This window comes from Staphylococcus sp. ACRSN (genome assembly GCF_022346615.1).
Taxonomy (GTDB): domain Bacteria; phylum Bacillota; class Bacilli; order Staphylococcales; family Staphylococcaceae; genus Staphylococcus.
Map to the genome: position 1 here is coordinate 1 of NZ_JAKRNS010000018.1, position 12,852 is coordinate 12,852.

The 12,852-nt window shown below is 29.9% G+C and carries 15 protein-coding genes; 10 read left to right on the top strand and 5 right to left on the bottom strand.

Annotated features, from left to right (window positions below; all coding sequences use genetic code 11):
- The first annotated feature begins 66 nt into the window (after positions 1-66).
- Together MHZ36_RS13360 and MHZ36_RS13365 are read left to right on the top strand one after the other, a co-directional pair.
- Entirely contained in the window at positions 67-888 is an 822-nt protein-coding gene (locus tag MHZ36_RS13360; RefSeq protein ID WP_239232198.1) for an ATP-binding cassette domain-containing protein, read from the top strand.
- 2 nt (positions 889-890) lie between these two features.
- Complete coding sequence (locus tag MHZ36_RS13365; RefSeq protein WP_239232199.1) at positions 891-1,598, top strand: ABC transporter permease; 708 nt, start codon at positions 891-893, stop codon at positions 1,596-1,598.
- A 112-nt stretch (positions 1,599-1,710) separates the two neighbouring features.
- Here the strand turns inward: MHZ36_RS13365 and MHZ36_RS13370 are convergent, their stop codons facing one another.
- Complete coding sequence (locus MHZ36_RS13370) at positions 1,711-1,902, bottom strand: Mid2-like cell wall stress sensor domain protein (RefSeq protein WP_239232200.1); 192 nt, start codon at positions 1,900-1,902, stop codon at positions 1,711-1,713.
- Positions 1,903-2,113: 211 nt separating this feature from the next.
- Between MHZ36_RS13370 and MHZ36_RS13375 the strand changes: the two genes are divergently transcribed.
- The 5 genes from MHZ36_RS13375 to brnQ3 all read left to right on the top strand — a co-directional run bounded on the left by MHZ36_RS13375 (position 2,114) and on the right by brnQ3 (position 7,583).
- The gene (locus tag MHZ36_RS13375; RefSeq protein ID WP_239232201.1) at positions 2,114-2,923 is read left to right on the top strand and encodes a VOC family protein; all 810 of its coding nucleotides are present in this window, start codon (positions 2,114-2,116) and stop codon (positions 2,921-2,923) included.
- A 14-nt stretch (positions 2,924-2,937) separates the two neighbouring features.
- Positions 2,938-3,141 (top strand): DUF6501 family protein, encoded by a 204-nt coding sequence (locus MHZ36_RS13380; protein ID WP_239232202.1) that lies wholly within the window; start codon positions 2,938-2,940, stop codon positions 3,139-3,141.
- Positions 3,142-3,427: 286 nt separating this feature from the next.
- Positions 3,428-4,219 carry an ATP-binding protein gene (locus MHZ36_RS13385; RefSeq protein ID WP_239232203.1) on the top strand — a complete coding sequence of 264 codons (792 nt, stop codon included), beginning with the start codon at positions 3,428-3,430 and terminating at the stop codon, positions 4,217-4,219.
- A 12-nt stretch (positions 4,220-4,231) separates the two neighbouring features.
- Positions 4,232-6,124, top strand: a complete 1,893-nt coding sequence (locus MHZ36_RS13390) for a vWA domain-containing protein (protein WP_239232204.1) — start codon at positions 4,232-4,234, stop codon at positions 6,122-6,124.
- Between the two features lie 115 nt (positions 6,125-6,239).
- Positions 6,240-7,583, top strand: coding sequence for a branched-chain amino acid-like transporter carrier protein BrnQ3 (gene brnQ3, locus MHZ36_RS13395; RefSeq protein ID WP_239232205.1), 1,344 nt, complete (start codon positions 6,240-6,242; stop codon positions 7,581-7,583).
- Positions 7,584-7,905: 322 nt separating this feature from the next.
- On the opposite strand, the gene MHZ36_RS13400 is transcribed toward brnQ3, so the two are convergent.
- The 3 genes from MHZ36_RS13400 to MHZ36_RS13410 are packed head-to-tail and all read right to left on the bottom strand — an operon-like array spanning position 7,906 to position 9,973.
- Positions 7,906-9,045 (bottom strand): toxic anion resistance protein, encoded by a 1,140-nt coding sequence (locus tag MHZ36_RS13400; RefSeq protein ID WP_239232206.1) that lies wholly within the window; start codon positions 9,043-9,045, stop codon positions 7,906-7,908.
- A gap of 24 nt (positions 9,046-9,069) precedes the next feature.
- Positions 9,070-9,690 (bottom strand): 5-bromo-4-chloroindolyl phosphate hydrolysis family protein, encoded by a 621-nt coding sequence (locus MHZ36_RS13405; protein WP_239232207.1) that lies wholly within the window; start codon positions 9,688-9,690, stop codon positions 9,070-9,072.
- Positions 9,691-9,703: 13 nt separating this feature from the next.
- On the bottom strand, positions 9,704-9,973 hold the full coding sequence (locus MHZ36_RS13410; protein ID WP_239232208.1) for an acylphosphatase: 270 nt from the start codon (positions 9,971-9,973) through the stop codon (positions 9,704-9,706).
- Positions 9,974-10,299: 326 nt separating this feature from the next.
- Between MHZ36_RS13410 and msaA the strand changes: the two genes are divergently transcribed.
- From msaA to MHZ36_RS13425, 3 genes are all read left to right on the top strand, one after another.
- Complete coding sequence (gene msaA / locus MHZ36_RS13415; RefSeq protein ID WP_239232209.1) at positions 10,300-10,605, top strand: regulatory protein MsaA; 306 nt, start codon at positions 10,300-10,302, stop codon at positions 10,603-10,605.
- Positions 10,606-10,790: 185 nt separating this feature from the next.
- On the top strand, positions 10,791-10,991 hold the full coding sequence (gene cspA, locus MHZ36_RS13420; RefSeq protein WP_002507639.1) for a cold shock protein CspA: 201 nt from the start codon (positions 10,791-10,793) through the stop codon (positions 10,989-10,991).
- A gap of 199 nt (positions 10,992-11,190) precedes the next feature.
- Positions 11,191-11,376, top strand: coding sequence for a hypothetical protein (locus MHZ36_RS13425; RefSeq protein ID WP_239232210.1), 186 nt, complete (start codon positions 11,191-11,193; stop codon positions 11,374-11,376).
- Positions 11,377-11,586: 210 nt separating this feature from the next.
- Here MHZ36_RS13425 and lysA read toward each other — a convergent pair whose 3' ends face one another.
- Positions 11,587-12,852 carry a diaminopimelate decarboxylase gene (gene lysA, locus MHZ36_RS13430; protein WP_239232211.1) on the bottom strand — a complete coding sequence of 422 codons (1,266 nt, stop codon included), beginning with the start codon at positions 12,850-12,852 and terminating at the stop codon, positions 11,587-11,589.

Consider the following 12,852-nt stretch of genomic DNA (forward strand, 5'->3'; position numbering starts at 1 on the left):
GATAAATATTTTTCAACATAAAAGTTAAATAACTTATTTTATGTAATAACAAAAGGGTGAAATAATATGGAACATGCTATAAAGGTTAAGAATATATCCAAATATTTTAATAAACAAAAGCGTATTATTGATAACTTATCCTTCACAATACCTAAACATTCTATAACTTTAGTAAAAGGGCAAAACGGCGTAGGAAAAAGCATTACATTAAAACTATTAGCTAAATTGATTCCACCTACAAAAGGACAAATCGATTGTACATATACAATAAGTTACACACCTGATGCATTTCCTAAAAACATTAAATTAACAGTAGATGCATATTTAAATTACATGCTTCAACTTCATAAAAACAAAACGAACAACCTAAATAATGAAGATTTAAATGGACTTATTGATAGATTTAATTTAAATTCTTATCGTTATACACCTTTAACTCAACTATCAAAAGGATCTTTGCAAAAGGTTAATATTATCCAATGCTTATTAAGCAATGCAGATATATTAATTTTTGACGAGCCGTTCTCTGGTTTAGATTATTCAACAGAACATGCATTCATAAATTATTTATCTAGTCTTGCAACGAATAAAACTATTATCTTAACTGCACATAATCATACTGTTGAAAACTCAATCGTTACACATGTATTAGATTTAAATTCCAAGCAATTGGGAGCAGTTCAAGCTAAAGGACATTTTAAATTAAAACAAATATCTATTTTAAATAGGGATATTGCTTTTCCAGATGAGGTACAACAATTCGTCTATAGCAAAACGAATTCAGATAATAATGTAATCGTTATAAATGTATTGAAAACAGAAAGTAATCAATTACTAAAATCATTAATCAACAATAATTATGAAATTATAGAAGTAAAGGAACTGTAACTATGCTCACAACATTTATAAAATATGAAAATTCAAAATTTATGAAATCTTATTTGTATATAGCACCAGTCTTTATTTTTTTACTTGGTGTAGTAGGTATATATATTTATAGAAATATACCCATTTTATCAAGCTTTGGTTCTACAGCTATTATATTATTTATTATGATGACTTGGATTACTATTATTAATTTTAATCATGACAGTACAAATGAGCGTCATATTTTATACACCCAATTGCAAAGTAAAACAAAGTACCTCAATAATAAAATTTTATATTTATTACTTTTTAGTGTTCCATTAATTGTGGTTGCAATTGTTTATCCAATATTAATCGGTGCATTTGATAAAATGCTATCTATTAATTTACTATTGATTGGACTTACAGTACATTGTTTAATGAGTATTTTCGGTGTTTTAATAGGTACTTTTGTTACTAATACAATGGCAAAAAATAAAAAATATACATGGCTACTTACGGTGTTCATTATTGTAGTTATACTTACCAAGTCATTACTAATTGAAAGCTTGCCTTTATTAAAATGGATTTTGTGGGTTTTTCCACCAATAGATAATTTCATAAATTTATTAACATCTGATCAATTACAATTCACAGACATCTATTTTTTGAGTACAGTATTAATCGCTTTAATTTATAGTGCTTGTGCCTATTTTATTATTAAAACATTGTTCCAAAAATATTATGAATAAAAATATACAAAAAAGTAGTCCCCAGAAACAGAATATGTTCTAAGGACTACTTTTCATTTTAAAAATTCAAATTGTTAAATACTTATCTATATTTATATTCCACTTTCATTAATTAAGCAATAAAAACAAATAGCTCAATCAGTGCAATAATTAAAAATACTAGAAAAACAATTCCATAAATATTGTTATTAGATTTTGCAGATCCCTTGGCTTTCTGTTTACTATTTAAATTAGAAACGAAAGTGATTCCTGCATAAACCGCAATTAATACTGTGATTGCAAAAATAACCCAAATACCAGACATAAAATTACGCCCCTTCACTTTTACTTAAATATACATTTTACCTAAATTTTATATTTTATGATATATACATTTTAATACATTTTAAGCTTATATCCAATGCTATTTAATTATAATTTTGTGAACATACGAATAGAACTACTGTTCGTCATACAAATATATATAAAAATACGTTATAATAAGATGAAAAGACAAAAATAGAGGGGTACATTTAATGAATGGTCTTAGAAGTGTTACAACCGGTACAAGTGATTTAACGAAAACTAAAACGTTATTTAATGATATACTCGGACTAAATGTTGCAGAAAAGGGACAAGCCCTTCGTTTTGGAGATGCTGAATTAAATTCTGGGACAAGGTTACATTTTGTCGAAATACCTAATTATGATAATCGTAATAATCATATTGAAAATATTGGTCTTCGTATCCCAAGCGACGAAGGACTCGCAGAATATCAAGATATTTTAACGCAACATCAAATCAAATATGAAGCAATTACTGATTTAAATGGACATAAATACTTCAACTTTAAAGATAGTAATCATCAACCCTTTAATATATATTCAAATGAACATAATACTGGTACACCACTTGGTATGCCGACATTTGACAGTACTGTAAACCCATTACATCAAATACAAGGCTTAGGTCCAGTAATGATAAGAGTTAATGAGTTGTTACTTACTCAATCTGTATTAACAGAAGTTTTTGGATTAATACATTTCGCTGAATATACACCATCAGTAAATTCAGATTATAAAGTACAAGTATTCCAAATTGGCGATGGTGGACTGGGTGGAGAGCTACATGTTCATGCCTCAGATATCCCCTTGGAGTTGCCTGAGCATGGTATTGTAGAACAAATTGAATTTGCAACGGAATCTAAATCACAATTCCAGCATGCAATTGACCAATTAGAATCAATCGGTATAAAATATCAAAGTCTTGATCAAAGTGGAGAAAGATCCATTAGGATTTCTGAAAATAGCGGTATCACTTTTATATTAACATTAGAAGAACAATAGAAAGGATTTTTAAAATGTTACATGAAACTTGGAAAGAACGAACACCTATAAAAAAAGTAGAAGTTACACATACAGATGCACAAAAATTCAAAGTATCAGATATGTTAACTGTAGGAAAGCAATATTCTGTTATTAATGAAACTGAAGAATATTATCAAATTATCGACAATTCTGGACTTGTTGGTGGTTATTACAAAACTTATTTTAAAGAAGTATAATAATTAACACTATAACCATATAGCTTTCTTTAAAATTAAACAGTTATTCATTTTTCAATCAATTGTAGACTAGAAATTGGAATGGCATTAGTAATATTTCAATTAAAATAGCATTATAATTAACATATTTTTTAAATTAGAAAATGTGAGCTATAATACTATTATTTGATATTACTTTCGGACACTATTAATAGTAACCGAAACAATGCATTCATATTCCAAATTCCAGTCTATTTTTAATGTGTCAGTAAAATAGATGAAAACGAACGACAAAAGGAGAATAACAATGACTAATACACAATATATAAATAAAGATGAAACAGTATTTAATGATGCAATTTCACTTATGGAATTAAATAAAAACCTCTTACTAAAAGGACCAACTGGTTCTGGGAAAACTAAATTGGCAGAATCATTAAGTGAACAATTAAACAAGCCAATGCATCAAATTAATTGTTCAGTTGATTTGGATGCAGAAAGTTTACTTGGATTCAAAACGATACAAACCACGGACAATGGTACTCAAGAGATAATATTTATAGATGGACCAGTAATAAAGGCAATGAAGGAAGGTCATTTACTCTATATTGATGAAATTAATATGGCTAAGCCTGAAACATTACCAATATTAAACGGTGTATTAGATTATCGTAGAAAATTGACTAACCCATTTACTGGAGAAGTTGTTAATGCAGCTCCTGGTTTCAATGTGATTGCTGCGATAAACGAAGGATACATCGGTACGTTACCAATGAATGAGGCATTAAAAAATCGTTTTGTAGTTATTGAAGTGGATTACATTGATGGTGATATATTAAGTGATGTCATTAAAAACCAAAGTCAATTACAAGACGAAACGTTAATTCATAGTATTATTAAATTCAATGAAGATTTACGTACGATGTCCAAACAAGGTCAAATTTCAGAAGAAGCTGCTAGTATTCGTGCATTAATCGACTTAAGTGATTTAGCAACTATTATGCCAATCAAAAGAGCAATTAAACGAACTATAATTGATAAACTTGAAGATGAAAGAGAGCAACAAGCGATAATAAATGCAGTAGAATTAAACTTTTAGTGAGGGATAATCATGAGCGATCGCTTTATTAAATTTAATGATGAACAACTAGATGCTAAACAGGTGATGATGCTTCAAGATTTAGCTCGGTTACTTCTTAAAAATGAACAGACACAAGTAAAAATTCAAAAATTCCCTTATTATGATCCAATTCAAAATTCATTAATTACGAGTTCATTTTGGACACATAGAGAATCAGAAATTGAAACAATCGGATTAAAAACCGATGTAATGTTAGCTGCATATGGTTATAGACTGATGGATAAAAAAATTGTTAATGAAGTTATTCATAATAACGAATTTGAACATCCTAAATTTTTCCAACAGCTCTTTAAATTGCTAGAAGACATGCGTGTACTAAATATAATTATGAGCGAAAGACCATCTACAAAATATGCAATCCAAAAGCGAATTTCTATTCGCCTCAATTTTACTGAAACACAAATTAATGTATACAAGACAAAAACAACCTTTACTGATTTGTTATTTTTAAATTTAGAAAAATCATTTCTACAAGAAAATTTTTATGATTTACCAGTTATTAATTCACAAATTGATGATGCAGTTTTTGTAATGTATCAATATTTACCAAACTTTTTCCAGAATTCAACCTCTGAAGATAATATGTATTTAGCAGAACGTATTATGTATCAAATGGACCATTTACTAAATGAAGATATGCTTAATGAGTATTATCATTTACCTAAAAAAGTTTATGAAGCTATGAACGAATTAAACTTCGAAGATTTAACAAGAACAGATGCTAGTAATGCTGACGGACATAATCAGCATGAAAAAAACGATGAAGATATAGTAACTGAAGAAATGGAGTCCAATAACCAAGATAGTGCTTCGGAAGGCGGGGCATACCTTGAAATGGAATTGCATGAAGGAGAAAACAGTGAAGTATTAAGTGATAACGACACCGCTAGAGAAGGTGACGCCTCAGATGACATGACTGATATGCAATCGAAAAAAGGGAAAGGTTCTACGACAGAACGTGATGATGAAGGTGGAGAGAATGTAGGTTTCAATCCTGCATTTGCATTAACTGGTATCAATGACAATGTTGAGATTAAATGGAATAAACCTGATATATTACCAGAATATATCTCGAGCTATCAAGAAGTAGAAACACAAGTTCAATTTGAAACTAAAGATTTAATACAAATAATTAAAAAAGCAATCGATCGAGAATCACAAGATGCACGTCATAATTTGACTAAAGGCAGATTGCAAAAGAATTTATTAAATTGGTTTATCGATGATCAATATAAACTATTTTATAAAAAGCAAGATTTAAGTCAAACTTTTGATGCAACTTTCACGTTATTAATTGATGCTTCGGCAAGTATGCAGGATAAAATGGAAGAAACAATAAAAGGCGTTGTACTCTTTCATGAAACGTTAAAATCATTAAATGTAAAACATGAAATACTTGCATTTAATGAAGATGCTTTTGATGCTGATGAGCGCAACCAACCGAATATTATTGACGAAATAATAAACTATGATTACTCGATAAACCCAAAAAATGGACCAAGAATTATGGCACTCACACCTCAAGACGACAATCGAGATGGTGTTGCAATCAGAATAGCAAGTGATCGTTTATTACGCCGTTCTCATAAGCAACGATTTTTAATTGTATTCTCTGATGGGGAGCCATCCGCTTATAATTATAGTCAAGATGGTATATTAGATACTTATGAGGCAGTAGAAACTGCAAGAAAAATGGGCTTAGAAGTCTTTAACGTATTTTTAAGCCAAGAAACGATTACTGAAGATATCGAGCAAACCATTCATAATATTTATGGTCAATATGCACTATTTGTTGAAGGCGTTGAAAACTTACCTAGTCATTTATCTCCTTTACTGAAAAAATTACTATTAAAATCTTTTTAATAAACCAATAAATATTCACCTAGCTATTTAAATATTCAGAAATTTATATAGCTAAATATTATTAAGCATGATAGAATAGGTAAGATTATTTTTTAATTTAGAAGGAGCAACAAAAATGAATAAAAATACTTGGATTATAGGTTTCACTTTATTTGCCATGTTCTTTGGTGCAGGAAATCTTATTTTCCCACCTAGTTTAGGTTTAGATAGTGGTAAATATTTTTGGCCAGCCATCCTTGCGTTTGCATTAACAGGTATAGGTTTGCCATTACTTGGCGTAATCGTGGGTGCATTAGATAAACAAGGTTACATTGGTTCTTTAAATAAGATTTCACCAAAGTTTTCTATTGTATTCTTAATTATAATATATTTAACGATAGGACCACTTTTCGCAATCCCGCGTACAGCATCAACATCGTTTGAAATGACAGTGACACCTATTGCTCATACAAATAGTAGTCTTGCATTATTTATATTTACTGTAATCTACTTCTTAATCGTATTATATTTATGTATTAATCCTAATAAAATGGTTGATAGAATTGGTTCAATACTTACACCATTATTATTAATTACTATATTAGCAATGATTGTTAAAGGCTTTATGGATTATCATGGCAATACTGGTAGTCAAGCCGCTGAAGGTTTCACATCAAACTTCACCGGTTTCTCACAAGGTTTTACAAACGGTTATTTAACAATGGATGCAATTGCTGCTATCGCTTTCTCAATGATTGTAGTAAACGCTGTTAAAGCAACAGGTATTACGCATGCTAATAAAATCTTTAAACAGACTTTAATTGCAGGATTAATAGCTGCCGTAGCGTTACTCTTTATTTATGTGTCATTAGGCTATATTGGTAATCATATGAATTTATCTTCTGAAAAGATTACGAGTCTTAAATCAAATGATCAAAATATTGGTACCTATTTATTAACGACAGTGGCGAGTGTTGGATTCGGTACATTCGGTAAATATTTACTTGGTATCATCGTGGCACTTGCTTGTTTAACTACAGCTTGTGGACTTGTAGTTGCAGTAGCAGAATATTTCCACAGAATTTTTCCTAAAGTATCGTATAAAGCATTCGTAATCATCTTTACGATTATTAGTTTTATACTTGCAAATCAAGGTTTGAATTCAGTGATAACTATGTCTGTACCGGTATTAAGCATTGTGTATCCAGTTGCGATTACGATTGTCTTACTTATTTTATTGGCTAGTTTTATACCAACAAAGCCAATTGCACAACAAGTACCTATAACAGTTGTAACAATTATTTCAATTTTAAGCGTTATTCATACACAAGGTTGGTTAAAGCTTAGCTTTATCGATAGTTTACCATTAAAGCAGTATTCGTTAGAATGGTTCCCAATAGCAGTTCTTTTTACAATTGTTGGTTATATTGTAGCTACATTTGTTAAAAAACAATCTCCAATTGTTTATGATAAAGAATAGCCTATATATTAATGAGTAATGATTTTAAATAGATCTTGAATAATAATCATAAACGTCAACTTCTATTGTTATAATATAGAAGTTGACGTTTTCTTTTTATGTTAGATTTGACTTTTTTATTGTTATACTTTATTAATATCTCAAATTATTTTGTTTTTGTTTTCAAAAATGGTTCATAAAAAAGCTTGATTTTTGATCGTAACTTTCACATGAAAATTCACTTTCATTCAATACCGATATAAAAGAGGACTAATCTAAATTATTTAGATTAGTCCTCTTATTTTGTGTATCATTATTTTTTACTAGGCGTTTTAAAACATCGCTATTGATGTTTTTGTCTTTTTAAATCGAGTAACTGATGTTGTAATTCATTTTCTAAATCAATAAGCTCTGTTTCAGCTTGTTGTCGCTTTGTTCTTCCTTGTTCTTGAATTTGTAATGTTTGTTCAATCGTTTCAATTATATCTTTCTGTGTTGTTTTCAATGTATCAATATCAACGACACCACGCTCATTTTCCGTTGCAGTATCGATTGCATTACGTTTCAATAGTTCAGAATTTTTCAGCAACAAATCATTCGTTGTATCTGTGACTGCTTTTTGTGCGGATACTGCATTTCGTTGTCTCATTAACGTTAAAGCAATAGACATTTGATTTTTCCACAAGGGGATACTAGTCAAAATAGAACTCTGAATTTTTTCTGCTAAGGCTTGGTTCACATTTTGTATCATTCTAATTTGAGGTGCAGTTTGAATTGCAATTTGTCTCGACAATTGTAAGTCATAGATGCGCTTATCAAGTCTATCAACAAATTGTTCCATATCTGAAGCAGCTTGAACATCCATCTGATTCCCAGTTGATTTAGCTTTAGCTACTAATTGCGGAACATCTTCTTGTTGAATTTGATCTCTTTTTTTCTTAGCCGCTTCAATAAATAATGATAATTCATCAAAATAATCTTTATTCATATCATATAATTCATCTAACATTCCCACATCTTGCTTTAAGTTGTTTTTATGTTTATCTAACTCAATTGATATACGATCAATTTGTGACCCTACTGATTGCATTTTAGAAAAAATTTCATTTACTGAGGCCTTTGTACGTTTGAATAAACGTTTGAATTTTGATTGGTTCTCTGGATTCAGCTCGTCTGCATTCACAGATTTTAATTTACCCATTAATCCATTTAACGATTCACCAACTGGACCCACATCTGTTGTACGCACTTCATTTAAGATGCGGTGAGAGAATTGAGACATTTTCTGTTGCGCCTCAGTTCCATAATTTAATAGATCATCATTATCCATAGGCTTAATTTTCTTACTCAATTCATCTATTTTTTGTTGCTCTTCTGATGAAAATTGTTTAGCTTTATTAATTATTTCTGATTGATTTTCCGTTCGTTCATCGATGTATTTATCCAATGGATGTGAATTAATAAAGTCTTTTTCTCTATCCATCAAAGCTCACTCCATTCATTTAGTTTACTTTTTTCGCTTCTGTTCCATTTTATTTAATTCCATCTCTATATCTAACATGTTGTAATCATCTTCATTTATTCGTTTTAAATCAGCAACTAAAGTTCTTTTCACCTCATCTAAAGTAATACGTGTTTGTTCTAGCTTTTGTTTTTCCGCTTTAGACTTTTTAGGTGATTTAGCTAATCTTGTATATGATTCAATCAAATTTAATGCATTATCAATATGTGAATAGAAGAAACTTTCAACTTTGAAAAACGATGACGGTCTTTGCTTCACAGCCAAAAATATCGCACGAGAAATACGATAAATATCATTTACTTGCCTAAAGTCCTTGATACTTCGGACGTTTACAAATGACTTTAGAATTCTTCTATTTTTATCTTGTGCATTGTTTAATTGTCCATTAACAAAATGATAGTCTCTTCGAGATAAGCCAATTTCGTTTAAATATTTTCTAGAAGTTAGACGTTGAGTAGGGAAGTAAACTACAAAGAATGTTACCGCAGAAATGAGCAAATCAAAGACAACGTATATATCTAAAGCAAAAATACTTATAAACCATGCGATAACAGCAACCGGAAATGCAATAATCGTCCCAAAAATTCGAGAAATATTATATCTCAATTGTCATCTTCCTTTATATTGTTCTAAATTTATTCCAAGAATGATTTATATTTAACTCTTCAATTATATAGTCTTCAACATGCGAAGCAGGGGATGCACCTTGGGTTACTGAGTCGATAAATTTAGCCAAAGATTGTTCTTCACCTTGTGCATAAATTTCAACATAATCATTTACATTTTCTACCGTTCCAGTAATGTCATGTTTTTGTGCAATTCTTTCAGTATAGTATCGAAAGCCAACGCCTTGGACTATGCCAAAAACTTTTACATGCTTGCATTGCATAAAATCACCTCTTAACTTTATTATACGCAATTTCACGCTACAAAACTAATAATTGAGTTTATATATGTATCGTCTATCGGTCAAAAGTATGAGACAGATAACTTGATTTTGTATATCAACTCGTTAGAATATTACACATAGGCAAAATTTCGAAACATAGACTAGTACTTTAAAAAATATATTACATAGTGTAATACATAACTAGTGTGGGGAGTAGTTTTAAACAATAACACAAAAATTGGTATTTAGCCGAAAATATATTTGAATTACTATATTTTGTTATAGAAATTCAACATATTATTTTGATATTGAAAGGGGAAGGCATTATGTGGACAGTTGCAAAGATTCGTGCTGATTACGAAGGCTGGTGGTTATTTAGTGACTGGACAGATCACATCATTGAACAACATGATTTCAACACATATGATGAAATGATGACGTATTATCAAGCATTGTTAAACAAAAGTAAAATTGATTATGACAATTATTTAGTTGGAAAGTATAATATTCATGCTTTTTACAACAATTGCGAATTAGGTTTTTGTAAAGATTGTGATGAAGATTTACAGATTTTTTATAGCTATATTGTATTAAACAATAATGAAGTTTATTTTAATTTACCAGTTATTTAATAAATAATTTTTTCACATTTGTATTGCATTTATCAATAAAATGCATTATACTCATATTTAAGCAATAGTTTTATTCCATATTGCAAAGAATATTGTGTCAACAGAATTTAACTGTGAAATTGTATTTTTTGTAATATGCGAATAACGCATATTGAATGAATTTTAGTCTTGGAGGTTTCACAGTTATGAAACAAGGTACAGTAAAATGGTTTAACGCTGAAAAAGGTTTTGGTTTTATCGAAGTTGAAGGAGAAAACGATGTATTCGTACACTTCTCAGCAATTAACCAAGAAGGTTACAAATCATTAGAAGAAGGTCAATCAGTTGAATTTGAAGTAGTTGAAGGCGATCGCGGTCCCCAAGCTGCAAACGTTGCTAAACTATAATTATAAATTGAAATATTGACTATTTGTAAAGAACCTTGTTAAAGGTTCTTTTTTTATTAATAAATAGCTTTCTAAGTTCAAATTATATATAGATAAGTCACGGAATATATCCAAACACTATTCATACAAGGTGTTCAGTGTATTATTTGTGCGATTTACAGGTTCTTCCTGTTTTAAGTAATGAAAAGAGGTCTTAATGATGAAGAACTCAATATTTTGGTCTAAAGGTTTTATACCAGTATACTTTATTATAGCAGTTATACACTTTGTTGTATTTAAGGTTATAATTGATACTAATAATTACTCAATATATATATTTACATTAATATTGTTAGGTCTAGGTATTGCATCAATTTTATATAATAATAAATCTGAAGACTCATAAAAAACACGCACATTTCAAAAATGTGCGTGTTTTTTATTTACATACTTTTAAAGTAATAAAGATATATTCAATAATTTGATAATTATCGGATATTAAAAACAAACCACAATCGCTAGTATCACAAGTGCACTATGTTAAACTATGGAAAGTTTTAGTGCACAAGCATCACTAAATGATTGTGGTTTCATTTATTTATATTATAAATTTTTATTATTTTGTATCATTAATAATAAGTTGTCTTAATGTTTGTCTTTTTATAACTTCTCTCGCTTTACCATCTTTTAAGAAGAACACAGATGGCTTTTGCATTTGATTATAATTTGATGCCATTGAATAATGATAAGCACCTGTCGAAAGTATAGCAAGGTAATCACCGCGTTTGACTGTACTTGGTAATTGCGCTTCTTTAATAATAATATCACCTGATTCACAAAGCTTACCAGCAAGTGTAACTGTTTCATCCGCTTCATCATTTCTATTCACTAGTAAGGCTTCGTAACTTGCATCGTATAATGCTGTACGAATATGATCACTCATACCACCATCAATCGATACATATTTATTAACACCTGGTATATCCTTAATAGTACCAACTTCATACAAAGTAATACCTGCCTCACCAACAATGGAACGACCTGGTTCAATACCAATTTCCGGAATTGGATAATTTGCTTCTTGAGCAATGTCCTTAATGGCTTCTGTGATTTCCTTGATACCATCTTCGATAGGGAAACTCACATCACCTTCGACATATCGTATACTAAAACCACCACCAAGATTAATCAATTCAACATTAATATCATTTTCTTTTAACCAAGTGATTACAATTTTAGCAGTTTCAATCATGGCTTCAGTACCTTCAATTTGTGAGCCAACATGGAAGTGGACACCTTTTAAATTCAAGCGTTTTGAATCCAATACTTTGTTAACGCCCTCAATAGCCAATCCATATTTGATAGATAAACCGAATTTGCTATCTTCTTGACCAGTCTGGATAAATTCATGTGTGTGTGCTTCTACGCCAGGATTTAATCGCAATACTACATTGACTGTTTCACTTGCAAATCGATCAATTATATCAATTTCCTCTAATGAATCTATAACAATATAGCCAACTTTACTTTCTAATGCATATTGAATTTCGTGTTTCGTTTTATTGTTACCATGAAAATGGATATGTTGCGGGTCAAATCCAGCTTCTAATGCAGTATAGAGTTCACCTTCAGATACTACATCCAATTCAAGACCTTCTTCTTGTACAAGCTTAACCATTTGGATACACGTAAATGCTTTAGATGCATAAGATATATTATAAGTTAATCCACTCGCTTTAAAAGCTTCATGGTAACGTCTCATTTGATTCCTGATTTGTACTTCATCATATACTATAGTAGGGGTACCAAAGCTTTGTGCGATTGTTTTAAGACTTGTACCACCCATTGTTAGTTCGCCATTATTGTTATATTCTACTACCAT

Excerpts from the sequence above, each read along its gene's own strand:
- lysA (WP_239232211.1), bottom strand. The coding sequence starts at position 12,852 with ATGGTAGTAGAATATAACAATAATGGCGAACTAACAATGGGTGGTACA.
- cspA (WP_002507639.1), top strand. The coding sequence starts at position 10,791 with ATGAAACAAGGTACAGTAAAATGGTTTAACGCTGAAAAAGGTTTTGGT.
- MHZ36_RS13360 (WP_239232198.1), top strand. The coding sequence starts at position 67 with ATGGAACATGCTATAAAGGTTAAGAATATATCCAAATATTTTAATAAA.
- MHZ36_RS13410 (WP_239232208.1), bottom strand. The coding sequence starts at position 9,973 with ATGCAATGCAAGCATGTAAAAGTTTTTGGCATAGTCCAAGGCGTTGGC.
- MHZ36_RS13385 (WP_239232203.1), top strand. The coding sequence starts at position 3,428 with ATGACTAATACACAATATATAAATAAAGATGAAACAGTATTTAATGAT.
- MHZ36_RS13375 (WP_239232201.1), top strand. The coding sequence starts at position 2,114 with ATGAATGGTCTTAGAAGTGTTACAACCGGTACAAGTGATTTAACGAAA.
- MHZ36_RS13365 (WP_239232199.1), top strand. The coding sequence starts at position 891 with ATGCTCACAACATTTATAAAATATGAAAATTCAAAATTTATGAAATCT.
- MHZ36_RS13400 (WP_239232206.1), bottom strand. The coding sequence starts at position 9,045 with ATGGATAGAGAAAAAGACTTTATTAATTCACATCCATTGGATAAATAC.
- MHZ36_RS13390 (WP_239232204.1), top strand. The coding sequence starts at position 4,232 with ATGAGCGATCGCTTTATTAAATTTAATGATGAACAACTAGATGCTAAA.
- brnQ3 (WP_239232205.1), top strand. The coding sequence starts at position 6,240 with ATGAATAAAAATACTTGGATTATAGGTTTCACTTTATTTGCCATGTTC.
- MHZ36_RS13370 (WP_239232200.1), bottom strand. The coding sequence starts at position 1,902 with ATGTCTGGTATTTGGGTTATTTTTGCAATCACAGTATTAATTGCGGTT.
- MHZ36_RS13425 (WP_239232210.1), top strand. The coding sequence starts at position 11,191 with ATGAAGAACTCAATATTTTGGTCTAAAGGTTTTATACCAGTATACTTT.
- msaA (WP_239232209.1), top strand. The coding sequence starts at position 10,300 with ATGTGGACAGTTGCAAAGATTCGTGCTGATTACGAAGGCTGGTGGTTA.
- MHZ36_RS13380 (WP_239232202.1), top strand. The coding sequence starts at position 2,938 with ATGTTACATGAAACTTGGAAAGAACGAACACCTATAAAAAAAGTAGAA.